This window comes from Gluconacetobacter liquefaciens, assembly GCF_003350405.1.
Taxonomy (GTDB): Bacteria; Pseudomonadota; Alphaproteobacteria; order Acetobacterales; family Acetobacteraceae; genus Gluconacetobacter; species Gluconacetobacter liquefaciens.
Genome location: NZ_QQAW01000001.1, coordinates 115,098 through 139,214 on the forward strand (window position 1 = coordinate 115,098; position 24,117 = coordinate 139,214).

A 24,117-nucleotide genomic window follows, 5' to 3' on the forward strand; every position below is an offset into this window, starting at 1 on the left:
GGACCAACCTCTAAACATGAAATAAGAAGAAAGAAACGCTGAGGAGGTTAATAGGGCCTGTGGATGACGGGGTACCCGCATTTCCAAAAACGTACCCCGTCTTTCCCACAGGGTGTACAGTTTCATTCACACAGGGATTCATAAGGTTAGATGAGTTATCCCGAATGTGCCGACATGGGGCTGTGTACAACCCACCGTGTCGGCGGCTGTGAGGGTTGTCCACGGTACTCGGTACGATCAAGAAGCGTATGGAGTACTATCCCCATGTACCCCAGTACTCGTTCGCCCCGATCACAGGGTTTCTTTTTTTCAGTACGGAGAGCCGGCGCATGAGCGACTCGTCATTAGTACTAATCGCGACTCTTCTACAGGCCGAGTCGCCCCGGATAGTACTGGCCAGCCAGTCAGCAACCCGGCGCATCCTGCTGGAACAGGCGGGAATCCGCCCCGAAACCCGCCCCGCGCGCATCGACGAAGGTGCCGTGCGGGAGTCGGCACGCGCCGAGGGACTGTCGGCCGGTGATTGCGCGCTGCTGCTTGCCGAACTCAAGGCGCAGCGCATTCATGAGCCCGATTGCGTGGTGATCGGCGCTGATCAGATATTGGAATGCGATGGTGTATGGTTCGAGAAACCCGCCGACCGCGCGGCAGCCCGGACCCAGTTGCTGGCATTGCGCGGGCGGGCGCATGTGCTGCACAGCGCGGTGGTGGTGATGCGCGATGGGCAGGTGATCTGGCGGCATGTTGCTCGCCCGGAACTGACCATGCGCCGGTTTTCCGAACCCTTCCTCGATGCCTATCTCGATCTGGAAGGGGATGCCGTGCTGTCCTCGGTCGGGGCTTATCGCCTGGAAGGGCCGGGCATCCATTTGTTCGAACGCGTGACGGGCGAGCATGCGGCCATCCTGGGGCTGCCTCTGCTGCCGTTGCTGGGGTTTCTGCGCCAGCATGGGGTGCTTCTTGCGTAAGGGTTCGGTTCTTTTTTGAAAAAAAGAACCAAAAAACTTTTTGATTCGTTCAGGAGCCTTGTGCTGGGGACGCGCGATGGTCCCGAACCCGAGAAAGTCTTTTTGCTTCTTTTTCTTCAGAAAAAGAAGGCTTCTTCCTTCCGACTGACGAGGTGCAAAAAATCCATGGACGGGGGCTTGCCAAGGAAACGGGGCACGGTTATACCCCGCCCACCCGCACGTCATCACTGACGGCGCGGACCGGTTGGACGGGGCCATAGCTCAGTTGGGAGAGCGCCTGAATGGCATTCAGGAGGTCGTCGGTTCGATTCCGATTGGCTCCACCAATCCTTCCGGTCCCTTTTTTCCAGACAATCTGAACTGCGCATTCTGCTATCGCGCTCTGCCCTGCAAGGGCCGTAGCGCGCGGTGCCAGACCAGCATTGCGCACAGTGTTGTGGCCGCCAGCGTGCCGCCCATCATACCCCCTACTGCTGTCCAATCTGCCGTCCAAGGCAGGTGCAGGACCGTGCGCATGACCAGCCAGGCGGCCGATGCGCCGAGCAGGATGGCCGAGAGGCCGGCCGTCAGACCCAGCAGCGTAAATTCGATCAGCCAGATGGCGCGGATCTGGCGCGGGCCGGCGCCCACCGCCTGAAGGATAGCGGCGTTGGCGACCCGCTGGCGCCAGCCGGCGGCCAATGTCGCGGCCAGGACCAGCGCGCCCGATGCCATGATGATCGAAGCCGCGACGCTGAGTGCCGTGGCGATCTGTCCGGCCAGCGCGGTCAGGCGGGCCAGCACGTCGGCAACCCTGATGCCGGTGACGCCCGGCAGTGCATCGGTGATGGCGGCCAGTGTGGCGGCATCCTGATCGGCCCGGCCATCGGTGGCCAGCGTGGCGACGAAGGTGTGGGGGGCGTGCGACAGCAGGCCCGGCGAGACGACGAATGCGAAATTGAGTTGGAGCGACCGCCAGGCGACGGTGCGCAGGTTGGCCACCCTGACGTCGATCGCGCGGCCCAGCACGTTCAGCCGGATGATTGAGCCGATATGCACGCCCCATCCCTGGGCCAGTCCGGCATCCAGCGACAGCAGGGGCGGCCCTGCGTAATCGGCGGCCCACCATGTGCCTTCGGCCAGTTTCGTGCCCGGCGGCGGTGTGCCGGCCACCGTCAGCCCGTGATCGCCGCGCAGGGCCCAGCGGGTCTGTGGTGTTGCGTTGACCTGTTCGGCCGGTATGCCGTCGACCGCGACGACGCGCGTGCGCATCGAGGGCAATTGTTGAATCGTGCGGACCGAGGGCTGGGCCTTTGCCAGACTGTCGAACCGGTCCAGGTCGGCGGGCTGGATATCGATGAAATAGAAGGCGGGGGCGTTGTGCGGCATCTGGTCGCGCAGTTGCGCCATCATCGCGCCCTCGGTCAGCAGGATGGCGGCCATGGCGGCCAGTCCTGCCCCCAGCGCGGTGACAATTCGGGTGGTGGTCGCATTGCGATGGGCGAACAGTGCCAGAGCCAGTCTCGGCACGCCCCGCGCCGTATCCAGCCTTGCCAGCAGTAAGGACACGCCCCCGCGCAGTATGAGGCCCGCCAGCAGCAGGGTACCGGCGGCGAACAGGACGACGCCGAGGAAGCCGGCCGCGAAGAGCGGGCTGTCCGCCAGCCGGATCGTGAGCAGACCGGCCAGGAGCACGCACAGGGTCAGGGCCGCACCGACGCGCCAGGAACGCACGCGGGTTGTTCCCTGCTGGCCCTGGTCGCGGAACAGCGAGGCCGGGCTGATCGTGCAGGCCCGTGCCAGCGGCAGGATGACCGACAGCAGGGCGACCAGCACGCCGAACAGGCCGGCCGTCAGGACCGGGAGAAGCGGCGGGATCGTGGTCGTCTCGATGGGGAGCAGGCCGCTCAGCATGCGTGCCGCTAGTGGCGGCAGCAGCAGGGCCGGCACCATGCCAGCCCCGATGCCGATGCCGCACAGGGCCGCGATCTGGAGGCCGAATGTGCGCCGGATCAACGGCCCCGAGGCGCCGAGACAGCGGAGGATGGCGATGGTGCGTCCGCGGCCTTCCAGCCATGAGGTGACGCCGGTCGAAACGCCCAACCCGCCCAGCAGCAGGGCGCATAACCCGATCAGGGCCAGGAAGCGGGCCATCTGGTCGACGGTGCGGGTCAGCGCGGGGGCGGCGTCGGCTTCGCCGCGAATGCGCCAGCCCTGATCGGGGAAACGGGTGGCAATCGCGCGCGCCAACGCTCCGGCCCGCGCTGGCCGGTCTGTTGCCGGCTCGTCCAGAGCCAGGCGCAGCGCATGATTGACCAGGGCACCCGGCTGCATCAATCCGGCGGCATCCAGGGCGGATCGGGTGGTCATGACCGTGGGGGCCAGCGTTACCGTGCCGGCGCCGTCCGGGGTGCGGTCGAGGCTGCCGGCCACACGGAATTGAGCGGTGCCGATCCGTACGATCGTGCCGACTTTCAGCCCCAGCCGGTCGATGACCAGGGGGTCGGCCAGCAGACTGGACTGGCCGTGATCCGGCGCCAGGGCGCGGCCGAGAGGAACCTGCGGTGTGAGGGCGAGCGTGCCGACCAGAGGATAGGCGTCATCGACCGCCGAGAGTTCGACCAGCATCCGGTCTTCTGCCCGACCGGGGCCGCGTGGGGCGTAGAGCATCGAACGCATGCGCAGCACCTGCGAGACGTGGGCCCCGTGCGCCATTGCGAAATCGGCCAGCTCGGCGGGGAGCGGGTCGCTGCTTTCGATCGACAGATCGCCGCCCAGCAGCGTGCGCTGCTCGCCAGCGATGCCGTTGCGGATCATGTCGCGCAGGCTGCCTACCCCGCCGATGGTGGCCACCCCCAGCGCCAGGCAGGCCAGAACGATGCGCATGCCGCCGATACCGCCGCGCAGGTCACGCCAAGCCAGACGGGCGGCCAGACGCCATTGGCTCACGATGCGGGCTCCCGTACCGGGTGGTCGGCCAGCACATGCCCGTCCTCCACACGCAGGCGGCGGTCGCAGCGTGCCGCGAGGGCCGGATCGTGGGTGATCAGGATGAGTGTCGTGCCGTATTGGCGTTGCAGGCTGAACAGCAGGTCCATCACCGCCGCGCCGGTGCGGCTGTCGAGATTGCCGGTCGGTTCGTCGGCCAGCAGCAGCCTTGGCCGGGTGACGAAGGCGCGGGCCAGTGCCACGCGCTGCTGTTCGCCGCCCGACAATTCGCCCGGCAGGTGATCCAGCCGGTGGCCTAGCCCCACCGCATCCAGCGCGGCGCGGGCTGCGGTGGCGCCGTCGGCCCGGCCGGCCAGTTCCAGCGGCACCAGTACGTTTTCCAGCGCCGTCATGGTGGGGATCAACTGGAAGGACTGGAAGACGATGCCCATCGTCTCGCGCCGGAAACGGGCCAGTGCGTCTTCGTCCAGATCGCCCAGCGTGGTGGCGGTGATGCGGATTGTGCCGCGTGTCGGGCGTTCCAGCCCCGCCAGCAGCATCAGCAGCGATGTCTTGCCCGATCCGGAGGGGCCGATGATGCCCAGCGCTTCGCCCTCGGTTACGCGCAGGCTGACATCATGCAGGATGGTCAATGCCCCCTGCCCGGCATCGTTGGTCCGGCGTGGATTGACCGCACCGGCGCGCGTCGGCACTGTCAGCCACAGATCCTGTGCTTCGACCAGCGTCGTCCGTCCATTCGGGAGCCCGTCGCCGTCCATGCGTTTTCCTTCCCACAGGGTATGGCCCTGCCTGCACGCTACACGGCGCCTGCACGGAGCCCGAACGGTTTTTCTGTTTCTTGTCGCCTGTCTGTGGGCCGTTGCGGCTTCATCGGGCCACGCTGCCGATCGTCCCGTGCGGATTCTGGCGCTGGGGGATTCTCTGACGGCCGGATATGGGCTGGCGCATGCGGACAGCTTCGTGCCGCGCCTTCAGGCGGCGCTGGATGCGCGTGGCGATGCGATTACCATCCTGGATGGCGGCGTGTCCGGCGATACCAGCGCCGATGCCCTGGCGCGGCTGGACTGGGCGCTGGGCGATAAGCCCGACGCGGTGATCGTGGAACTGGGTGGCAATGACGGGCTGCGCGGGCTGGACCCGGCCCGGATGGAACAGAACCTGACGGCGATTTTGGACCGGTTGCAGCAGGACCATCTGCCGGTGCTGCTGTCGGGTATGTACGCGCCGCCCAATATGGGAGCGGGTTATGGCCAGTCCTTCCGCGCGGTGTTCGAGCGGCTGTCGCGCCGGCCGGGTATTTTATGGGACCCGTTCTTCCTCGACGGGGTGGCGGCGCATCCGGAATTGGAACAGGCAGATCATATCCACCCTAATCCCGCCGGGGTTGCCGTGATCGTGGCGCGGATGGTGCCTTTGGTGGAGCGGCTGGCGCGCCGGGAGTGAGGGAGTTCTGTTCTTTTTTGCAAAAAAAAAGAACCAAAAAACTCTGATTCGTTCAGGAGCTTTGTGCTGGGGACAGACGATGGCCCTGAACGATCAACAGTCTTTTTGCTTCTTTTTCTTCAGAAAAAGAAGGGAAGACGCTTTGTCTTGTCGGGGATTTCCGGATGCTCCATGGTGGGCGCACAAGGACTCGAACCTTGGACCCGCTGATTAAGAGTCAGCTGCTCTACCAACTGAGCTATGCGCCCATGGAGTGTCCCTCTCGGGTGACGCGCTTCTAACAGCGTGGCGGATGGAGGGCAAGCGGTTTTATTGAAAAAATGTCCTTCATTCTCAGCCGTTCAGGCGTGCAAGCACGGTATCGAACTGATCAAGTGATTGATAGAGGATGCGGATTGCCCCGCCCCGCCCGTCGAACGAGATCTGGACCTTCAGACCCAGCCGGGCCGTGAGGTCGCGTTCCAGAACCTGGATTTCGGGGTTCTTGGGTTCGGCGGTTTCGGCCGGGGTTGGCTTCGTGGGCTGGCGGACGGCTTTTTGCACCAGGGCTTCGGTCTGGCGGACATTCAGCCCCTGCTCCAGCACCGTCTTCAGCGCCGCGACCGGATCGGGGTGGCCCAGCAGCGCGCGGGCGTGACCGGCCGTCAACTGGCCGTCGCGCAGGGCGGCGCGCACCGGCTGTGGCAGGTTGAGAAGCCGCACCATGTTGGCGACGTGTGAGCGCGACTTACCCAGCGCGCCGGCAAGTTCTTCCTGTGTCAGGCCATAATCCTGAAGGAGCCGTTGCAGGCCCTCGGCCTCTTCCACGGCGTTCAGGTCTGCGCGTTGCAGGTTTTCGACCAGGGCGGCGGCCATGGCGTCGCCGTCATCGAGCGCGCGGATATGGACCGGGACTTCATGCAAAGCCGCGATCTGGGCCGCGCGCCAGCGGCGTTCGCCGGCGATGATCTGGTAATGGCCTTCGCGCTCGGGATGCGGGCGGACCAGGATCGGTTGCAGGATGCCGCGTGTACGGATCGAATCCGCCAGTTCGGCCAAGGCCTCGGGCTCCATGACCTGGCGCGGCTGGAACGGCCCCGGCTCCAACTGATCGACCCCCAGCGTGCCGGTGCGGTCCTGCTCTGTCCGGCCCGAGACGCGGGCGATGGCGGCGGGGGCCTGATCGCCCAGCAGGGCCGCGAGACCCCGGCCGAGGCGCGGACGTGACTGCTCTTTCTTGGTGCTCATGCCCGTGCCTTCTTCTTCCTGGATGTCTTCAGACCGCTCCGGGCGATCACTTCATCGGCCAGGGCCTGGTAGGCGACGGCGCCGCTGGACCGGCCGTCATAGGCCATGACCGAGCGCCCGTGGCTTTGGGCCTCGGAGATGCGGATGTTGCGCGGAATCAGTGTTTCCATCACCTGCTCGCCGAAAAAGCTGCGGGCGTCGGCGGCGACCAGTTCGGACAGGTTGTTGCGCCGGTCGTACATCGTCAGCACGATGCCCGCGACATGCAGGTCGGAATTGAAGGCGCGGCGCACGCGGTCGACGGTGCGGACCAACTGGCTGATGCCTTCCAGCGCAAAGAATTCGCATTGCAGCGGCACGATCACACCGTCCGATGCCGCGAGCGCATTCAGCGTCAGCAGGCCCAGGCTGGGGGGGCAGTCGATCAGGATGACGTCGAAATTGCTGCCGGCGCGGGTGATGGCGTCGCGCAGGCGAAATTCGCGCCGGTCGGCCATGACCAGTTCCAGTTCGGCACCGGCGAGTTCGGTATCGGCGGCGATGATTTTCAGGCCGGGGATTTCGGTGTCCTGGGCCAGATCGGCCATCGGGACATCGTCCATCAGCAGGGCGTAGGTGCCCTGTCGTCTGGCGTCGTAACCGACGCCCAGGCCCGTAGAGGCATTGCCTTGCGGGTCGAGGTCGACCAGCAGGACGGACAGGCCGCGATCGGCCAGTCCGGCGGCCAGATTGATGGCCGTTGTTGTTTTGCCCACGCCGCCTTTCTGGTTGGCGAGGGCGAGAATGCAGGAAGCGCGCGTGGCGTCAGGAGCCCGTTGCGCGTTCTGAGTGTCTGGCACGCGTGATTTCACCCAGTTTGAGAATGGTACCGTCCGCGTTGGTGCGGCTAGGCAATCGGGATACTGCCATGTGCCAGTCGGCGGCGGCCGAGGTCAACTCATCGTCGACATTTCTGCCTTTCAGGAACAGGCAAAAACCATCCGGCGCTAGCAGGCGACTGCTCCAGTCCAGCAATTGCGGCAGGGCGGCCAGCGCGCGGGCGGTGACGACCTGCACCGGCGGGATGTCGACCTCTTCGATCCGTCGGGCCAGCACGGTGACGCGTGCGCCGGCTGCCCGCGCGGCCTCGCGCAGGAAGGCCGCCTTGCGTTGATCGGATTCGATCAGCGTGACGTCGGCATCGGTTGCGATGGCGATGATCAGGCCGGGGAAGCCGCCGCCCGACCCCAGGTCGGCCAGACGCACGCCGCCGGGCGGGATCAGGGATGCCAGTTGCATCGAATCCGCGATATGGCGGTCCCATAGATGCGGTAGGTCACGCGGCGAGACCAGATTGATGCGGCTGTTCCAGCGGGTCAGGATCTCGGCGAAGCTGTCCAGTCGCGGGCCGAGGTCGCCCGGGAGGTCGGCGAGGGTTTCGGGTTTCACGTGAAACATCAGGCGACCTGTTTGATATGGGCCAGCAGCGCCATCAGCGCCGAGGGGGTGACGCCGGGGATGCGCTGGGCGGCGCTGAAGCTGGCGGGTCGGGCGGTGGCCAGACGTTCCTGCATCTCGCTGCTCAGGCCGCCGATATGGCGGTAATCGAGATCGGGCGGGAGGGTGATGCGGGTTTCGGCTTCCAATTGCCGGATCTCGCGCGCCTGTCGGACCAGGTAGCCGCTATAGCGGGCTTCGGTTTCGACATGGCGGCGGACACGGGGGGCGAGGTCGGCAAACCATGGGGCGACCCGCGCTATCTGCTCGGGCGTGGCGGCGGTTGCCAGAACGTCCAGCAGCGTGCGCCGGCGCCCGTCGGCCGAGACTGTGATGCCGGCTTGCTGCAATCCGTCGGGCAGGAAGCTTTCCTGTTCCGCGCGCTGCATTGCGGTGTCGATGGCGGTGCGATCGGCTTCGAACAGGCGGGTGCGCTCGGCCCCCACGCACCCCCAGTCGATGCCCAGGCCGGTGAGGCGCAGATCGGCATTGTCCGCCCGCAGGCTGAGCCGGTATTCGGAGCGGGAGGTGAACATCCGATATGGTTCCGACACGCCCTGGGTGGTCAGGTCGTCGATCATCACGCCCAGATAGGCGGTGCCGCGATCGAGGGTTACGCCATGCCCGCCCCCGGCTCGGCGGGCCGCGTTCAGCCCGGCCAGGAGCCCCTGTGCGCCGGCTTCTTCATAGCCGGTGGTGCCGTTGATCTGGCCGGCCAGGAACAGGCGCGGAAGGGCTGTCAGTTCCAGCGTGGGGCTCAGGGCGCGTGGATCGACGTAATCATATTCCACCGCGTAGCCGGGTCGCACGATGCGGCAATGTTCCAGACCGGGGATGGAATGAATCATCTGTTCTTGGATATCGGCCGGCAGGCTGGTGGAGATGCCGTTGGGATAGACCAGATTGCCGCCCTCATTGCCCGGCAGGGCCTCGGGTTCGAGGAAGATCTGGTGGCTGTCGCGTTCGGCGAACCTGACCACCTTGTCTTCGATCGAGGGGCAATAGCGCGGGCCGCGCCCCGCGATGGCGCCGCCATAGACGGCCGAGAGATGCAGGTGCGCGCGGATGAGCGCATGGGTCTGTGCCGTGGTGGCGGTGATCCGGCATGAGAGTTGCGGGTTGTCGAGCGTGCGCGTCAGGCGGCTGAACGGTTCGGGCTCGATGTCGCCCTTGTCTTCCGCCAGGTTGTCCCAGTCGATGGTGGTGCGGTCCAGCCGGGCGGGGGTTCCGGTCTTCAGTCGGCCCATCGGCAGGCCCAGCGCCTGCAAGCGTTCGCCCAGCGCCTGGGCCGGGGCCTCGCCGACCCGGCCGGCCGGGTGGCTTTCATGACCGATATGGATCACGCCGCGCAGGAAGGTGCCGGCGGTCAGCACCACCGCGCCGGCCGTGATCTGGCGCCCGTCTTCGCATACCACGCCGGCCACCTGTCCGCTGGCATCGACGATCAGGTCCCCTGCCCCGCCTTCGGCGATATCCAGGTTTTCGGTTTCGGCCAGCAGGTCCTGGATGGCGCGGCGATAGAGCGAGCGGTCGGCCTGTGCGCGCGGGCCGTGGACAGCCGGCCCCTTGGAGCGGTTCAGTAGTTTGAAATGAATCCCGGCCCGGTCGGCGGCGCGGCCCATCAACCCGTCCAGTGCGTCGATCTCGCGCACCAGGTGGCCCTTGCCGATGCCGCCGATTGCGGGGTTGCAGGACATGGCGCCGATCGTGTCCCGCCGGTGCGTCAGCAGCAGCGTGCGTGCGCCGCATCGGGCGGATGCCGCCGCGGCCTCGCACCCCGCATGCCCCCCGCCAATGACGATGACATCGTATTCGCCAGTCACCTTTGCCCGCTCCCTTACTTGCCGATGCAGAACTGACCGAAGACGGTATCCAGTAGATCTTCGACCCCGATGGCTCCGGTCAGGCGCCCAAGGGCGCGCATGGCCAGCCGCATTTCCTCGCCCCGCATCTCTGGCCAGTGCATATCGAGTGCGGCGGCCAGATGGCTAGCGCTTTCTTCGATCGCGGCGCGATGGCGTGCTCGTGTCAGCGGCGGGCCGGCTTGCGCCGCGGTCAGGGCACGGGCGCGATCGGCCAGGATTTCGGTCAATTGCGCCAATCCCGTGCCGTCATGGACGCTGATGGCGATGGCTCCATGAGGGGCTTTCGTCGTGGGGACCAGGTCGATCTTGTTGCGGACCAGGATTACGTTGGCGGGGAGATCGGCGGGTGGCGTGTCGCCGTCGAACATGCCGATTACGCAGTCGGCCTGTTTCACGTGAAACAGGGCGCGGCGTACGCCTTCGGCTTCGATCTCGTCTTCGGTCTCGCGCAGGCCGGCGGTGTCGATCAGGGTGACGGGGACATCGCCCAGCACGACCCGAACCTCGATCGCATCGCGGGTGGTGCCGGCGCGGGGCGAGACGATGGCCACGTCGCGCTCGGCCAGTGTGTTCAGTAGGCTGGATTTGCCGACATTGGGCACGCCGACGATGGCAAATAGCAGGCCCCGGCGTAGCCGCTCGCCTCGCCCGCCATCGTCCAGGTGGGCGCGCATCTCGCGGGTCAGGGCGCGCAGTTCGTCGAGCAATGCCTGCTCGATTTCGGGGGGGAGGTCTTCGTCCGGGAAGTCGATCAGGGCTTCCTGATGCGCGAGCGTGGTGCGCAGCCGTGTTGCCCAGTCGTCATACAGGCGGCTCAGCGTACCGTCGGCCTGTTCCAGCGCCTGCCGGCGCTGGGCTTCAGTTTCGGCGTCGATCAGGTCTGCGATGCCTTCGGCCTCGATCAGGTCCAGGCGCCCGTTCATGAAAGCGCGACGGGTGAATTCGCCCGGTTCGGCCGGTCGGGCGCCCAGTGCGACCAATGCGTCGGCCACCGCGGTGATGACTGCGGGGCCGGCATGCAGGTGCAGTTCTGCGCTATCCTCGCCGGTATAGCTGTTCGGGCCGGGAAACCACAGCACCAGCGCGCGGTCCAGCAGGATGGGCGGGGCGTCGCCGGAGGCGTGCCGCAATCCGTGTAGCGTGGCCCGGCGAGGTGCCGGCAGGGTGCCGCACAGATGGCGCAGGATCTCGCCGCATCCCGTCCCGGTCAGGCGCATGACCGCGATGGCGGCGCGCCCTGCCCCGCTGGCCAGGGCAAAGATCGGCGCATCGGGTTGGGTCTGTCCGGAGGGCATCGTGTCGGTTCCTGTCGTCATCGGGCGTCTGGTCGGTGCTCTTGCATGTCGCAACCTGTGGCGGAAGGGTACAGAATACCAGACAGTCCCGATATGGTGCGGGATACAGGATCAAAAGGGACGACGACTGGTATGCCGCAGCTTTCGATGCACTCGCCCATCGGGGATCTGACCCTGACCGAGGAAGACGGCGCGATCGTCGCCCTGGATTGGGGCTGGGGGCGTGATCAGGACGAAACCCCGTTGCTGCGGCAGGTCTGCGATCGGCTCGACGCTTATTTCGACGGTGCTGCGGACAATTTCGCCGACCTGCCCCTGGCGCCGTATGGCACGCCGTACCGTCAGGCCGTGTGGCAGGCGCTGCGCGCGATCCCGCCGGGTGAAACCCGCACCTATCGCGACCTCGCCGAGCAGGTCGGCGGGTCGCCCCGCTCCATCGGGCAGGCCAATGGGGCCAATCCGATTCCGATCCTGATCCCGTGCCATCGCGTCGTCTCGACCCAGGGGCTGGGTGGGTATTCGGGCGATGGCGGGCTGGCGGACAAGATCTATCTGCTGGAGTTGGAGGGGGCGCCGATCCCTGCCCTGGCGGGCCAGAACGCCTGAGACGGCCGGACAGAACAGAAAAGGATACAGGCGATGTATAAGGCAATCCGCATCCACGGTTACGGCGGCCCTGAGGTTCTGCAACTGGAAACGCTGCCTACGCCCGTTCCCGGCCGGGGCGAGATCCTGATCCGGCAGGAGGCGATTGGCGTCAATTACATCGACATCTATTTCCGGACCGGTTTGTACAAGGTCCCCGCTTTTCCGGCCATTCTGGGGATGGAGGGTGCCGGTGTCGTCATGGCCGCTGGTGCGGGCGTGACTGATTTCGAGCCCGGTGACCGGGTGGCCTATCCCACGGCATTGGGCGGCTATGGTGAATGCCGGACTATTGCTGCCGATCGTGTCGTGCCGCTGCCGCCGGATATCCCGTTCGATATCGCGGCCGGCTGCATGTTGCGGGGCCTGACGGTGCATATGCTGTTGCGCGAAGTTCATGCCGTCCGTGCCGGCGAGACGATCCTGGTTCACGCGGCGGCCGGGGGCGTGGGCCTTCTGTTGTGCCAGTGGGCGCGGCATCTTGGAGTGCGGGTGATCGGCGTCGTGTCGACCGAGGAAAAAGGGGAGTTGGCGCGGCAGAATGGTGCCGCGGATATTCTGGTCGGACATGACAATCTGGCCGCGCGGGTGCGTAAGCTGACCGATGGTGCCATGGTGCCGGTGGTTTATGACAGTATTGGCAAGGACACATTTGTTGCCAGTCTCGATTGCCTTGCGCCGCATGGGCTGATGGTCAGCTACGGGAATGCATCGGGCGAGGTAACGGGTATTTCGGTTGGTATGCTGGCCACTCGCGGCAGCCTGTATCTGACACGGCCGGGGCTGACGACGTATCTTGCGCAGCGCTCGGCGTTATTGGCCGGGTCCAGGGAATTGTTCGATCTGATCGTTCAAGGGGTGCTGACGGTGCGTATTGGTCAGCGTTTTGGTCTGCCCGATGCGGGGGCAGCGCAGACGGCGTTGGAGTCTCGGACGACGACCGGGAGTACGATTCTGTTGCCTTGAGAAGGAAGACCTTCTTTTTCTGAAGAAAAAGAAGCAAAAAGACTTTTATTCGTTTTTGGGGTCGTCGTGATGGATTGGCCTTTGTTTCAGGACGCAATCTAAAAGTTCAAAAGTTTTTTGGTTCTTTTTTTCAAAAAAGAACAGAAGAGCTCTCACCAATAAAAAGCAGGGACCGGAGCAATCCGGTCCCTACTTTCCTGTCTTCAGGTATTCATCGCGTCGAAGAAATCCCTGTTGGTCTTGCTGTATTTCAGCTTGTCCAGCAGGAAGTCCATTGCGTCCATGGTGCCCATCGGCGCCAGGATCCGGCGCAGGACCCACATCTTCGACAGTTCCGAGCGTTCAACCAGCAATTCTTCCTTGCGGGTGCCGCTCTTGGTGATGTCGATGGCGGGGAAGGTGCGCTTGTCGGCCAGCTTGCGGTCGAGGATGAGTTCCGAGTTACCGGTGCCCTTGAATTCCTCGAAGATGACCTCGTCCATACGGCTGCCGGTATCGATCAGCGCGGTGGCGATGATGGTCAGAGAACCGCCTTCCTCGATGTTGCGCGCCGCGCCGAAGAAGCGCTTGGGGCGCTGCAGGGCGTTGGCGTCCACACCGCCGGTCAGCACCTTGCCCGATGACGGGACAACGGTGTTGTAGGCGCGCGCCAGACGGGTGATGGAATCCAGCAGGATGACCACGTCGCGCTTGTGCTCGACCAGCCGCTTGGCCTTCTCCAGCACCATTTCCGTCACCTGGACGTGCCGGGTCGCGGGTTCGTCGAAGGTCGAAGACACGACCTCGCCGCGCACCGAGCGCGCCATGTCGGTCACTTCCTCGGGCCGCTCGTCGATCAGCAGCACGATCAGGAAGACTTCCGGATGGTTGGCGGAAATGGACGAAGCGATGCTTTGCAGCATCACGGTCTTGCCGGTGCGTGGCGGGGCGACGATCAGGGCGCGCTGGCCCATGCCGATCGGCGAGACTAGGTCGATCACCCGCGGGGTGAAATCCTTGGTCTGCCCCTTGCCACCCTTGCCGCTCTTGCCGGGTTTCTCGGGCTCGCCACCTACCCCATCGCTCTCGACTTCCATCTTTAGCCGGCGCTCGGGGTAGAGCGGCGTCAGATTGTCGAAATTGATGCGATGACGGACCGCCTCGGGCGGCTCGAAATTGATGGTGTTGACCTTCAGCAGCGCGAAATAGCGTTCACCGTCGCGCGGGGCGCGGATCTGCCCCTCGACCGTGTCGCCGGTCCGCAGGCCGAAGCGCCGCACCTGGCTGGGCGAGATATAGATGTCGTCCGGTCCGGGCAGGTAGTTCGCCTCGGGCGAGCGCAGGAAACCGAACCCGTCGGGCAGGATTTCCAGCGTTCCCTCGCCATGAATGGCCTGGTCGTTGTCGGCGAGGGTCTTGAGAATGGCGAACATCATGTCCTGCTTGCGCAGGGACGATGCGTTCTCGATCTGCAGGCTTTCGGCGTACGCCAGAAGGTCCGCGGGGGTTTTGGCCTTGAGTTCGGCGAGATGCATTCAGATTGCCTTGGATGGGCAGGTCATAGAAGGGGGGGAAACGATCGGCCTGGACATCAGCGCATCGGTGCGCCTGCCAGAAAACCCGGATAGACCGGAAAGTGGCCAGCAACGTTCCATACGGAGGGAGCTGCTGATGAACGAAAGTCCACCAGAGACGCCCACATGATAAGAGAATCGCAGGCAACGGTCAAGACTCTGAAGGTGGTGCTTTGCAAATGGCGCTTTCAGCGCCCTCGCGCCAGCCAGCCCCGGTGCCAGAACCACAACAGCGGAACGACGATCGTCGCGGCCATCAGCGCCAGCGAATACCAGTAGCCGTATTTCCAGTTCAGTTCCGGAATATCGTGAAAATTCATGCCGTAGATGCCGGCGACCAGTGTGGGTGCGACCCCGATGAAGCTGACTACGGTCAGGATCTTCATGCCGTTATTCTGCTCAATGCTGATGAAGCCGAGCGTGGCATCGAGCAGGAACTGGACCTTGTTGGATATCTGCGACACGAAATCGTTCAGCGACACGATATCGCGCGCTACCGTGCTCATCCGGTCGCGCAGCTTTTCCGACAGGTCGTGCTTCTTGTTCTCGCTCACGAAGATCGCGATCCGCTCCATGCCCAGCAGGCTGTCACGAACCGAGGAGGCCAGGTCGCCCGATCGTCCGACCCGGCGCAGCAGGGTTCGCAGCATCTGGTCGGCCCGGCCGGCCTGGCGCGGTTGGTCGGCCTGGAACACGTCGCGCGACAGCGTATCCAGCGATTGGCCCAGATGTTCCAGGATATCCGCCATGCGATCGACCACCGCTTCGAGCAGCAGGACCGAGACCTCGTCGCCGCTGTAGCTTTCCTTCGTGCCGGTGATCTGCTTCGCGATCAGGTCGAACGAGGAAAATTCGGTGAAGCGGATCGTCAGCAGCCTGTCGCGCATCAGCACGAAGCCGACCGGCGAGACGAAGAAATCGTCCTGCACGCGCCGGACCAGAGGCGTTGAGAGGTAGACGGCGTCATCTTCCATGAACAGGCGGGAGGAACTCTCGATTTCCTCCAGGTCGGCGCGGGTCGGGATGCGCTGGCCGGTAATCTTGGCCGCCAGGGCCTGTTCATCCGGCGTGGGGTCCAGCAGATCCAGCCAGGCGATGCCGGTGGCGTCGGCATCGGTGACGATCGGCCGAGGCGGCTGACCGGGACAATGGGCAACAAACATGGATGCTGTCTTTCTCCGCTTCCCCGCCTTAACTCCCCGTATCGGAGGAGCCACGGCGTGTGTCAAATCACCCCGGCCTCCCTACCTGGGCGTGACGAGACGAGGCTGGTAATTTTCCGCCATGCGGTCCAGAACACCCGATATCCTGCATCTAATCGGGTCCGGAGAACGACGTGAGCGCAGCAGACAGCAGCGGAACGGAACGCGGCGTGGCGGAAACGCTGCCCAACAGCCTGCGTGCCGGGCCGGACCCGCGCGGCCGTTTCGGCATCTTTGGCGGCCGGTTCGTGGCCGAGACGCTGATGCCTCTGGTCCTGGAACTGGACGCAGCCTATGCCGCGGCCAAGGCTGACCCGGCCTTCCGCAAGGAACTGGATTATTACCTGAAGGATTATGTGGGCCGCCCCAGCCCGCTCTGGTTCGCCCGACGCCTGACCGAGGAACTGGGTGGCGCGCGCATCTATATGAAGCGCGAGGAACTGAACCATACCGGCTCGCACAAGCTCAACAACGTCATGGGTCAGATCCTGCTGGCACGGCGCATGGGCCGCAGCCGCATCGTGGCCGAAACGGGAGCGGGCCAGCACGGCGTTGCCACGGCCACCGTCTGCGCACTGTTCGGGCTGAAATGCACCATTTATATGGGTGCCACCGACGTCGAACGGCAGAAGCCCAACGTGTTCCGCATGCGTCTGCTGGGGGCGGAAGTCGTGGCCGTGACGTCCGGTGCCGGCACGCTGAAGGATGCGATGAACGAGGCGATGCGCGACTGGGTGACCAATGTCCGCGATACCTATTTCCTCGTCGGCACCGTGGCGGGACCCCACCCCTACCCTCAGATGGTCCGCGATTTTCAGTCGGTGATCGGGGATGAGACCCGCGTGCAGATGCAGGAAGCCGAGGGGCGCCTGCCGGACGTGATCGTGGCGGCCATCGGTGGCGGATCGAACGCGATGGGCATCTTCCACCCCTTCCTCGATGACCCGTCGGTGCGTCTGGTCGGCGTCGAAGCCGCCGGGCGGGGGCTGGATAGCGGCGAGACCGCGGCGTCGATCCTGCGTGGGCGGCCGGGTGTGCTGCACGGCAATCGCACCTATTTGCTACAGGACGAAGACGGGCAGATCGACGAGGCGCATTCGATCAGTGCCGGGCTGGATTATCCCGGTATCGGGCCGGAACATTCCTGGCTGGCCGATATCGGGCGCGTGGAATATGTCGGCGCGACCGATGATCAGGCGCTTGCGGCCTTCCAACTCTGCACGCGGACCGAGGGCATTATCCCGGCGCTGGAAGCTGCCCATGCCTTGGCGCATGTGGCCGTCATCGCACCCACGCTCAGCCCCGAGACGCTGCTGGTGGTGAATATTTCCGGCCGGGGAGACAAGGACATCTTTACCGTTGCCGCGCACCTGGGAGTGACATTGTGAGCCGCATCGCCCGCCGCTTCGCGGCCCTGAAGGCGCAGGGACGTGGCGCCCTGATCCCGTATTTACAGGCCTGCGATCCGGATTACGACACGTCGCTGGCATTGCTGCGCGCCATGCCGGGGGCGGGTGCCGACCTGATCGAGATCGGCGTGCCGTTCAGCGACCCCAGTGCCGATGGTCCGACCATCCAGTTGGCGGCGCGCCGGGGGTTGAAGGCGGGGGCCAGCATGGTGCGCGTGCTGGAGATGGTCGCCCGCTTCCGCGAGGACGATGCCGATACGCCGATCATCCTGATGGGCTATCTGAACCCGATCGAAGCCTATGGCCATGCCCGTTTCTGCGCCGATGCCGCCCGCGCGGGCGTGGACGGGCTGATCATCGTCGACATGCCGCCCGAGGAAGCCGATCTGCTGGACGGGCCGGCGGTGGAGGCCGGGCTGGATATCATTCGCCTGGTGGCGCCGACCACCGATGATGCGCGCCTGCCCATGGTGTGCGGCAGTGCGTCGGGCTTCATCTATTATGTGAGCATCACGGGGGTGACGGGTACGCGCACTGCCAGCAGCGACGAACTGGCGGCCGCCCTGCCGCGCCTGCGCGCCGCGACCGACCTGCCGGTGGCAATCGGCTTCGGCATCCGTTCACCCGAACAGGCTGCTGCTGCCGTTCGTGCCGCCGATGCCGCCGTGGTGGCCTCGGCGTTGATCGCGACGCTGGAAGACTCTCTGGACGAAGAAGGCCGCGCGACGCCCGACACCCTGCCGCGTGTGCTGGCGCAACTCTCGGACCTTGCAAAGGCCGTGCGTTCGGCGCGCTAACCACAAATCGGTTTCCAAAGACCGCCGGCCTTTGGCGGGGTTCGGGGCTGCGCCCCGACCTGACCGGATCGACCAGGATCGAGATATGACCCAACCCTACGCCGCCCAGCATTACGGCATCCGCGCACCCGATTATGTGGCCAGTGCCGTGCATGCCGAGGGCGCTGACCTTGAGGCGATGGAAAGACTGGTCGCGGGCAAGGGATTGCGCCGCGTGCTGGATCTGGGCTGTGGCGGCGGCCATGTCAGCTATCGGCTGGCGCCCCATGTGGCGGAGGTCGTCGCCTGCGACGTGACCCGGCAGATGCTTGACGCCGTGAGGGAGGAAGCCGGTCGGCGGGGCCTGACGAACATTACGACGGTGCATGCTCCTGCTGAACATCTGCCGTTCGAGGATGGCTGGTTCGATGCGGTGTTCTGCCGGTTCACGACCCATCATTGGAGCGACGCGGCCGCCGGGTTGCGCGAGGCGCGGCGTGTACTGGCCCCATCGGGCTGCGCGCTGTTCATCGACGTGACGGCGCCTGCGTCCGCGCTGGGCGATAGCTGGCTGCAGACGCTGGAACTGCTGCGGGACGTATCGCATGTGCGCGATTATGCGGTGGCGGAGTGGATGTCCTTGCTGGGCGGGGCGGGCTTTGCCGTCACCGAACTGGGGACGCATCGCCTGCGTATGGAATTCGCAAGCTGGGTGGCGCGGACGCAGACGCCGGCGGAGCGGGTGGTGGCGATCCGTTCCCTGCAACAGGTGGCGCCGGAGGAGGTCATCCGGCTGTTCGGGGTAGAGGAAGACGGCAGCTTCACGCTGGATGTCGCGCGCTTTCTGGCGGTGCCGGCCTGAATTCTCCCGTCTTTGCGCTTGCCCGGCAGTATTCCTAGAACCATCTGGCCTTTCTGGCACCCTGCTTGTAAGAAGGCGGGTTTCTGGTCGCCGCTGTGCGCCGTGTGTGATGGAGTGATGTGATGAGCTGGCTGACCGATTACGTCCGCCCCAAGATCCGCGGTCTGCTCAAGCGCGAGGTGCCGGACAATCTGTGGACCAACTGTGAATCCTGCAGCCAGATGATCCTGGTGAAGGATCTGCATAAAAATCTGAATGTCTGCCCTCATTGCGGTCATCACATGCGCGCGACGGTGGGCGAGCGTTTTGCCTGGACGTTTGACGAAGGGGCGTGCACGCGTATCGACCTGCCCAAGGTTGTGGTCGATCCGCTCTCGTTCCGCGACCGCAAACGCTATACCGACCGGCTGAAGGACGAGCGCGCGAAGTCGCAGCTTGATGAATCCATGGCGGTGGCCCACGGGAAGATCGGCGGGCATGACGCGGTAGTGGCCGTGATGGCGTTCGAATTCATTGCCGGCACGATGGGGGCTGCGCTGGGCGAAGGCTTCGTGGCGGCGGCGCGGCTGGCGATCCTGCAGAAGGCGCCGCTGGTCGTCTTTACCGCTTCGGGCGGTGCGCGCATGCAGGAAGGCATGATCAGCCTGATGCAGATGCCCCGCACCACGGTGGCGGTGCAGATGCTGCGCGATGCCGGTCTGCCCTATATCGTCGTGCTGACCAACCCCACCACCGGCGGCGTCACGGCCTCGTTCGCCATGCTGGGCGATGTGCAGATCAGCGAGCCGAACGCCCTGATCGGGTTTGCCGGCCCGCGTGTGATCGAGGATACGGTGCGCGAGAAACTGCCCGAGGGCTTTCAGCGTGCGGAATATCTGCTGGATCACGGCATGATCGACATGGTGACCAAGCGTGCCGACCTGCCGGCCATGCTGGGCCGCCTGATCGGCCTGCTGAACCATCGGCAGGTCGCGGCCCCGCTTCGCCCGGCGGCCTGATCCGCGCCGATGAACAGTTCGCCGACGGCGCTGGGACCTGAATTCGTCGGCCGTGCCGGCGCGGTTCTGGAGAGGCTGAACCAGCTCTATCCAGCCTTGATCGACCTGTCGCTGGGTCGGCTGGAGGCTTTGCTGGGGCGGCTGGGTCATCCGGAAAATCATCTGCCGCCGGTGATCCATGTTGCCGGCACCAATGGCAAGGGCAGCACCTGCGCCAACCTGCGGGCCATCGGCGAGGCTGCCGGCTGGCCGGCGCATGTCATGACCTCGCCGCATCTGGTGGACGTGACGGAGCGTTTCCGCGTTGCCGGCCGTATCGTCTCGACCGAGGAACTGGTGGCGGTGCTGGAGGAGGTCGAGCGCGTCAATGACGGTGCGCCGATCACGGTGTTCGAAGTGCTGACGGCTGCCGGCTTCGTGCTGTTCGCGCGGCATCCTGCCCGTCTGGCGGTGATCGAGGTCGGGCTGGGGGGGCGTTTCGACGCCACCAATGTTCTTGCCCGGCCTGCTGCCTGCGCCATTGCGTCGATTTCCATGGATCATGAAGCCTTTCTCGGCAACAGCCTGGCCGCGATTGCTGCCGAAAAAGCGGGAATCATGAAACCCGGCGTGCCGGTGGTGACCGGCTATCAGGCGCCCGAAGCCATGGCGGTTCTGCGTGCCCGGGCGGCGGAATGCGGGGCGCGCCTGCTTGTGCGCGACGAGGACTGGGAGATTATGCCGGTGTCCGGCGGCGTGCGCTATACGGACGCGCTGGGTGTGCTGGACCTGCCGGCTCCTGGCCTGCCGGGGGCGCATCAGGTGGATAATGCCGGGCTGGCGGTGGCGGCGTTGCGGGCCAGCGGCCTGGCGGTGCCGGAAACCGCGTGGGCGGGCATTGCCCGCACCGAATGGCCGGCCCGTCTGCAACGGCTGGATGGCGCACTGGCCGCCCTGCTGCCGCCGGGCTGGGAAGTGTGGCTGGATGGCGGGCATAATCCCGGTGCCGGCCACGCGCTGGCCGACATGCTGGCTGGTTGGTCGGATCGGCCGGTTCATCTGGTCGTCGGCATGAAGCAGACCAAGGATGCCACGGGCTTTCTTGCCCCTTTGCTGGAGCGTGCCGCCAGCGTTCAGGCGGTGGCGGAGCCAGGGCAGCATCTCGCCTTGCCGGTTGAGGCGATCGTGGCGGCGTCTTCAGGCCGCGCCATGCCCGGCCCTACCGTGCGGGCCGCGCTGGCGCGTCTGGCGGAAGAGGCGGATGGTCCGGGGCGGGTGGTGATCTGCGGCAGCCTGTATCTGGCGGGGGTTGTCCTGGCGCAGGACGGCTGGGTCGCGAAGTGAGGTAGGGTCTTCTTTTTCTGAAGAAAAAGAAGCAAAAAGACTTTTATTCGTTCGGGAGCCTTGTGCTGGGGACATGTGATGTCCCTGATCGGGTCAAAGTTTTTTGGTTCTTTTCAAAAAGAACATTCTTGAGGGCATCCCGATGACACACCGTCACAAGGTCATTTTCGACACCGATCCCGGCGTGGACGATGCGATGGCGTTGTGTTTCCTGACCCGGCGGCCGGAATTCGACCTGCTGGCCGTGACCACGGTGCATGGCAATCTGGACATCGACACCGTAACGCGCAACGCGCTGTGGCTGGCCGAACGGCTGGAACTGGATGTGCCTGTGGCGATGGGCGCGGCTACGCCGCTGGTACGCCCGGCGGGAGCCGGGGTGCCACATGTGCATGGGGCGAGTGGGCTGGGCGACCTGATGCCGCCGGCGCAACTGGCTCGTACAATTGATCCGCGCCCTGCCTGGCAGGTGATCGTGGATATGGTGCGCGCACATCCGCACGAGGTGACGCTGATCGCCATCGGGCCGCTGACCAATCTGGCGCTGGCCTTGCGGCATGACCCCGGTATTGCGGAACTCGTGGCGGGCGTCAGCCTGATGGGGGGCGCGTTTGGCACGCATGGCCATAGTGGCAATGTGTCGCCGGTGGCCGAAGCCAATATCCTGTCGGACCCCGAGGCGGCCGACCTGGTGATGACCGCGCCGTGGAAGGTTGCGATGCTGGGGCTGGATGTGACGCAACAGGTGGTGATGGATGCCGCCTATCTGGACCATCTGGAAGAACGCGGCGGGCCGGATGGTGCTTTCCTGCGGGCGGTGTCGCGTTTTTATCAGGGCTTCCACGAACTCTCGCGCGGGTTGGCCGGCATTTTCGCCCATGACAGTCTGGCGGTGATCCAGGTTCTGGCGCCGCATCTGTTCACGCTGCGGCATGGGCCGGTCCGGGTGGTGTGCGGTGGGTTGGCCGATGGGCAGACGATCCAGAAGCCGGTCTGCCAGCCCGGGCCGCCCGCGCCGCCCTGGGACGATGCCCCGTCCCGCGCGGTGGCGGTGGATGTCGATGTGGGCGGCGTGCTGGCGCTGTATGCGGATACGTTCATCGTGTGACGGTTCTGGCCATCCGGCCTGTCACAAACCCGTCTCCTGTTTCGTCTTATGACAAACACCTTGCAGGATGACGATCATGACCCCGCGACTGGATTATTTTGCGACCGCTCCCGCCCTTCTGGGAAAGATGCTGGAGCTTGAGGACGTTCTCAAAACCTCTGGTTTGGACCTGGGTTTGATCGAACTGGTCAAGATGCGGGTTTCGCAGATCAATGGCTGCGCGTTCTGCCTGGATATGCATGCCACGATCATGAAAAAAGCGGGCGAAGACATGCGGCGGATCGTCCTGTTGCCGGCGTGGCGTGAGACGACCTTCTATACGGGCCGGGAGCGCGCGGCCCTGGCATGGGCGGAGGCGCTGACCCTGGTGGCGGAAACCCATGCACCGGATACGGATTTCGACGGTCTGCGCGCTCACTTTACGGATCAGGAGATCGTTCAGCTTACGCTCGTCATCGGCATGATCAATCACTGGAACCGGATCGCCATCGGGTTCCGTGCCCAGCCGCGCCCGTTATCCGGCCCGCATGCCTGACGTTACGGAAACGACCGCCCGTTTTCTGGCGATCAGGCCGGACCTGATCGGCATCGGCTATCGTATGACCGGGTCGCTGTCGGTTGCGGAGGATCTGGCGCAGGATGCGTTCCTGCGCTGGCATGCCGCCGGACCCGATACGATCGAGCATCCCCGCGCCTGGCTGGTTCGGGTGATGACGCGACTTTGCCTGGACTGGCTGCGGTCTTCCGCGCACCGATATGAGCACTATGTCGGCCCATGGTTGCCGGAACCGGTTCTTGATACGCAGGATGCGCCCCAGATCCGGCAGCATGTGCGGGAGCAGGATCTGTCCATGGCGTTCCTGTGTGCGCTTCAGACCCTGTCGCCGACCGAGCGTGCGGCTTTTATCCTACATGATCTTTTTGAAATGTCGTTTGATGAACTGGCGGACTTGTTGCAGCGGAGCGAGGCCGCCTGCCGCCAGATGGCGTCTCGTGCCCGCAAACACCTCCGGCAGCCCGGTACCCGACATCCCATGGATCGGGAGGCTGGCCGGAAGCTGACCGAAGCGTTTCTACGGGCGTCCCGTCTGGGGGACGAAACGGGTTTGCGTACCCTCCTGAGCCAGGATGTCCGCTTCGTATCCGACGGTGGCGGCGTTCGGCCTGCTGCCCGGAAAATCGTTGAAGGAATTGGGAAAGTTAGCCGACTGTTCGTCGGTCTTGCCCGTAAGCGCCAATATCGGGTTCCGCCGGTTCTGTATCGGGGGCTGATCAATGGGGAGCCTGGATTCGTCACCCTGGAGGACGACGGTCTGCCGCAGGTAACGACCCTGGCGTGGCGCGGGGGGCATGTCGTTGCGGTTTATGTCGTGCGTAATCCTGATAAGCTGCGGGGGATTCAAATAAAGGAGTGATCTTCGTTGTTTTGAAAAAATTATGATCTATTCAGGACATATGCGGTCTCCAGTTCCGATTTCCCTGACAGAATAAAAGTCTTTTTGCTTCTTTTTCTTCAGAAAAAGAAGATCTCTCGCGGTCTTGTAATGGCCTGAAAGCTTATCTTGAGTTGGCACGCCTGGATTTTTCGTAACGGGCTACCAGCCGAGTGCGACGCAGGGCGGAGAGGCGCTGTATCCAGAATATGCCGTTCAACTGGTCGATTTCGTGCTGGTGGCATATTGCGCGCAGGCCATCGGATTCTTCGATCTGGTTCTGCCCGTCGAGATCCTGGTACTGCACGCGCACCTTGGCCGGGCGCTCGATCTGTTCGGTGACGCCGGGCATGGAAACGCTGCCTTCCTCATGCTGGATCGTCTCGTCGGATGCCCAGATGATCTCCGGATTGATGTAGGTGCGTGCGCCCGATGTGTCGCGCAGGTCCAGCACCACGACGCGCAGCGCCATGCCGATATGCGGCGCCGTGATGCCGATGCCGGGCGCGGCCTGCATCGTGTCGAACAGGTCGGCGGCCAGTGTGCGAAGCGCGGCGTCGAACTGTGTGACGGGCTCGGCAGCCGTGCGCAGGCGCTGGTCGGGAAACATGACGATCGGGCGGGCAGGCATTCCGACGCC

22 protein-coding genes and 2 tRNA genes are annotated in these 24,117 nt (G+C 64.8%); 13 read left to right on the forward strand and 11 right to left on the reverse strand.

Annotated features, from left to right (window positions below; all coding sequences use genetic code 11):
- Window positions 1–329: 329 nt before the first annotated feature.
- Entirely contained in the window at window positions 330–968 is a 639-nt protein-coding gene (locus tag C7453_RS00555; protein ID WP_114725088.1) for a Maf family protein, read from the forward strand.
- A 250-nt stretch (window positions 969–1,218) separates the two neighbouring features.
- Window positions 1,219–1,294, forward strand: a tRNA-Ala gene (locus C7453_RS00565).
- Between the two features lie 46 nt (window positions 1,295–1,340).
- Here C7453_RS00565 and C7453_RS00570 read toward each other — a convergent pair.
- On the reverse strand, window positions 1,341–3,896 hold the full coding sequence (locus C7453_RS00570; RefSeq protein ID WP_245948666.1) for an ABC transporter permease: 2,556 nt from the start codon (window positions 3,894–3,896) through the stop codon (window positions 1,341–1,343).
- Window positions 3,893–4,654 (reverse strand): ABC transporter ATP-binding protein, encoded by a 762-nt coding sequence (locus C7453_RS00575; protein WP_114725092.1) that lies wholly within the window; start codon window positions 4,652–4,654, stop codon window positions 3,893–3,895. The genes C7453_RS00570 and C7453_RS00575 overlap by 4 nt, the downstream gene beginning before the upstream one ends.
- Before the next feature lie 136 nt (window positions 4,655–4,790).
- On the opposite strand from C7453_RS00575, the gene C7453_RS00580 reads away from it, so the two are divergent.
- Window positions 4,791–5,339 carry an arylesterase gene (locus C7453_RS00580; RefSeq protein WP_245948668.1) on the forward strand — a complete coding sequence of 183 codons (549 nt, stop codon included), beginning with the start codon at window positions 4,791–4,793 and terminating at the stop codon, window positions 5,337–5,339.
- A gap of 172 nt (window positions 5,340–5,511) precedes the next feature.
- On the opposite strand, the gene C7453_RS00585 is transcribed toward C7453_RS00580, so the two are convergent.
- The 6 genes from C7453_RS00585 to mnmE form a co-directional block, all read right to left on the reverse strand.
- Window positions 5,512–5,587 (reverse strand) — tRNA-Lys (locus tag C7453_RS00585).
- A gap of 85 nt (window positions 5,588–5,672) precedes the next feature.
- Window positions 5,673–6,566, reverse strand: a complete 894-nt coding sequence (locus C7453_RS00590) for a ParB/RepB/Spo0J family partition protein (RefSeq protein ID WP_114725096.1) — start codon at window positions 6,564–6,566, stop codon at window positions 5,673–5,675.
- Window positions 6,563–7,405: a ParA family protein gene (locus C7453_RS00595; protein WP_281271500.1), complete on the reverse strand. Its 843-nt coding sequence runs from the start codon at window positions 7,403–7,405 to the stop codon at window positions 6,563–6,565. Before C7453_RS00595 ends, C7453_RS00590 begins: the two co-directional genes overlap by 4 nt.
- Window positions 7,371–8,003, reverse strand: coding sequence for a 16S rRNA (guanine(527)-N(7))-methyltransferase RsmG (gene rsmG / locus C7453_RS00600; protein WP_114725098.1), 633 nt, complete (start codon window positions 8,001–8,003; stop codon window positions 7,371–7,373). The genes C7453_RS00595 and rsmG overlap by 35 nt, the downstream gene beginning before the upstream one ends.
- Entirely contained in the window at window positions 8,003–9,865 is a 1,863-nt protein-coding gene (gene mnmG, locus C7453_RS00605) for a tRNA uridine-5-carboxymethylaminomethyl(34) synthesis enzyme MnmG (RefSeq protein WP_114725100.1), read from the reverse strand. The genes rsmG and mnmG overlap by 1 nt, the downstream gene beginning before the upstream one ends.
- 14 nt (window positions 9,866–9,879) lie before the next feature.
- The gene (gene mnmE, locus C7453_RS00610) at window positions 9,880–11,202 is read right to left on the reverse strand and encodes a tRNA uridine-5-carboxymethylaminomethyl(34) synthesis GTPase MnmE (RefSeq protein WP_114725102.1); all 1,323 of its coding nucleotides are present in this window, start codon (window positions 11,200–11,202) and stop codon (window positions 9,880–9,882) included.
- A gap of 132 nt (window positions 11,203–11,334) precedes the next feature.
- On the opposite strand from mnmE, the gene C7453_RS00615 reads away from it, so the two are divergent.
- Both C7453_RS00615 and C7453_RS00620 read left to right on the forward strand, forming a co-directional pair.
- Window positions 11,335–11,808: a methylated-DNA--[protein]-cysteine S-methyltransferase gene (locus tag C7453_RS00615; protein ID WP_114725104.1), complete on the forward strand. Its 474-nt coding sequence runs from the start codon at window positions 11,335–11,337 to the stop codon at window positions 11,806–11,808.
- A 33-nt stretch (window positions 11,809–11,841) separates the two neighbouring features.
- Window positions 11,842–12,813 (forward strand): quinone oxidoreductase family protein, encoded by a 972-nt coding sequence (locus C7453_RS00620; protein WP_114725106.1) that lies wholly within the window; start codon window positions 11,842–11,844, stop codon window positions 12,811–12,813.
- 203 nt (window positions 12,814–13,016) lie between these two features.
- On the opposite strand, the gene rho is transcribed toward C7453_RS00620, so the two are convergent.
- Window positions 13,017–14,327: a transcription termination factor Rho gene (gene rho, locus C7453_RS00625; RefSeq protein WP_114725108.1), complete on the reverse strand. Its 1,311-nt coding sequence runs from the start codon at window positions 14,325–14,327 to the stop codon at window positions 13,017–13,019.
- 227 nt (window positions 14,328–14,554) lie between these two features.
- Entirely contained in the window at window positions 14,555–15,529 is a 975-nt protein-coding gene (gene corA, locus C7453_RS00630) for a magnesium/cobalt transporter CorA (protein WP_114725109.1), read from the reverse strand.
- Window positions 15,530–15,702: 173 nt separating this feature from the next.
- Here corA and trpB point away from each other — a divergent pair, with 173 nt between their 5' ends.
- The 8 genes from trpB to C7453_RS00670 all read left to right on the forward strand — a co-directional run bounded on the left by trpB (window position 15,703) and on the right by C7453_RS00670 (window position 23,459).
- The gene (gene trpB, locus C7453_RS00635) at window positions 15,703–16,956 is read left to right on the forward strand and encodes a tryptophan synthase subunit beta (protein WP_245948669.1); all 1,254 of its coding nucleotides are present in this window, start codon (window positions 15,703–15,705) and stop codon (window positions 16,954–16,956) included.
- On the forward strand, window positions 16,953–17,774 hold the full coding sequence (gene trpA, locus C7453_RS00640) for a tryptophan synthase subunit alpha (protein ID WP_114725111.1): 822 nt from the start codon (window positions 16,953–16,955) through the stop codon (window positions 17,772–17,774). The genes trpB and trpA overlap by 4 nt, the downstream gene beginning before the upstream one ends.
- 85 nt (window positions 17,775–17,859) lie before the next feature.
- Entirely contained in the window at window positions 17,860–18,615 is a 756-nt protein-coding gene (locus C7453_RS00645) for a class I SAM-dependent methyltransferase (RefSeq protein ID WP_114725113.1), read from the forward strand.
- A 122-nt stretch (window positions 18,616–18,737) separates the two neighbouring features.
- Window positions 18,738–19,613 carry an acetyl-CoA carboxylase, carboxyltransferase subunit beta gene (gene accD / locus C7453_RS00650; protein WP_114725115.1) on the forward strand — a complete coding sequence of 292 codons (876 nt, stop codon included), beginning with the start codon at window positions 18,738–18,740 and terminating at the stop codon, window positions 19,611–19,613.
- Between the two features lie 9 nt (window positions 19,614–19,622).
- Entirely contained in the window at window positions 19,623–20,936 is a 1,314-nt protein-coding gene (locus C7453_RS00655; protein ID WP_114725117.1) for a bifunctional folylpolyglutamate synthase/dihydrofolate synthase, read from the forward strand.
- 142 nt (window positions 20,937–21,078) lie between these two features.
- Window positions 21,079–22,044, forward strand: a complete 966-nt coding sequence (locus C7453_RS00660) for a nucleoside hydrolase (RefSeq protein WP_114725937.1) — start codon at window positions 21,079–21,081, stop codon at window positions 22,042–22,044.
- A gap of 76 nt (window positions 22,045–22,120) precedes the next feature.
- The gene (locus C7453_RS00665) at window positions 22,121–22,579 is read left to right on the forward strand and encodes a carboxymuconolactone decarboxylase family protein (protein ID WP_114725119.1); all 459 of its coding nucleotides are present in this window, start codon (window positions 22,121–22,123) and stop codon (window positions 22,577–22,579) included.
- On the forward strand, window positions 22,542–23,459 hold the full coding sequence (locus C7453_RS00670) for a sigma-70 family RNA polymerase sigma factor (protein WP_245948670.1): 918 nt from the start codon (window positions 22,542–22,544) through the stop codon (window positions 23,457–23,459). Before C7453_RS00665 ends, C7453_RS00670 begins: the two co-directional genes overlap by 38 nt.
- A gap of 142 nt (window positions 23,460–23,601) precedes the next feature.
- Here the strand turns inward: C7453_RS00670 and C7453_RS00675 are convergent, their stop codons facing one another.
- The gene (locus C7453_RS00675; protein WP_114725121.1) at window positions 23,602–24,108 is read right to left on the reverse strand and encodes a peptide deformylase; all 507 of its coding nucleotides are present in this window, start codon (window positions 24,106–24,108) and stop codon (window positions 23,602–23,604) included.
- Window positions 24,109–24,117 lie beyond the last annotated feature (9 nt).

What these genes read in the sequence shown, in the direction of transcription:
- rsmG (WP_114725098.1), bottom strand. Translation starts at nt 8,003, where the DNA reads ATGTTTCACGTGAAACCCGAAACCCTCGCCGACCTCCCGGGCGACCTC.
- C7453_RS00575 (WP_114725092.1), bottom strand. Translation starts at nt 4,654, where the DNA reads ATGGACGGCGACGGGCTCCCGAATGGACGGACGACGCTGGTCGAAGCA.
- mnmE (WP_114725102.1), bottom strand. Translation starts at nt 11,202, where the DNA reads ATGCCCTCCGGACAGACCCAACCCGATGCGCCGATCTTTGCCCTGGCC.
- C7453_RS00555 (WP_114725088.1), top strand. Translation starts at nt 330, where the DNA reads ATGAGCGACTCGTCATTAGTACTAATCGCGACTCTTCTACAGGCCGAG.
- C7453_RS00590 (WP_114725096.1), bottom strand. Translation starts at nt 6,566, where the DNA reads ATGAGCACCAAGAAAGAGCAGTCACGTCCGCGCCTCGGCCGGGGTCTC.
- C7453_RS00620 (WP_114725106.1), top strand. Translation starts at nt 11,842, where the DNA reads ATGTATAAGGCAATCCGCATCCACGGTTACGGCGGCCCTGAGGTTCTG.
- accD (WP_114725115.1), top strand. Translation starts at nt 18,738, where the DNA reads ATGAGCTGGCTGACCGATTACGTCCGCCCCAAGATCCGCGGTCTGCTC.
- rho (WP_114725108.1), bottom strand. Translation starts at nt 14,327, where the DNA reads ATGCATCTCGCCGAACTCAAGGCCAAAACCCCCGCGGACCTTCTGGCG.
- corA (WP_114725109.1), bottom strand. Translation starts at nt 15,529, where the DNA reads ATGTTTGTTGCCCATTGTCCCGGTCAGCCGCCTCGGCCGATCGTCACC.
- C7453_RS00615 (WP_114725104.1), top strand. Translation starts at nt 11,335, where the DNA reads ATGCCGCAGCTTTCGATGCACTCGCCCATCGGGGATCTGACCCTGACC.
- C7453_RS00675 (WP_114725121.1), bottom strand. Translation starts at nt 24,108, where the DNA reads ATGCCTGCCCGCCCGATCGTCATGTTTCCCGACCAGCGCCTGCGCACG.
- C7453_RS00645 (WP_114725113.1), top strand. Translation starts at nt 17,860, where the DNA reads ATGACCCAACCCTACGCCGCCCAGCATTACGGCATCCGCGCACCCGAT.
- C7453_RS00665 (WP_114725119.1), top strand. Translation starts at nt 22,121, where the DNA reads ATGACCCCGCGACTGGATTATTTTGCGACCGCTCCCGCCCTTCTGGGA.
- C7453_RS00660 (WP_114725937.1), top strand. Translation starts at nt 21,079, where the DNA reads ATGACACACCGTCACAAGGTCATTTTCGACACCGATCCCGGCGTGGAC.
- C7453_RS00655 (WP_114725117.1), top strand. Translation starts at nt 19,623, where the DNA reads ATGAACAGTTCGCCGACGGCGCTGGGACCTGAATTCGTCGGCCGTGCC.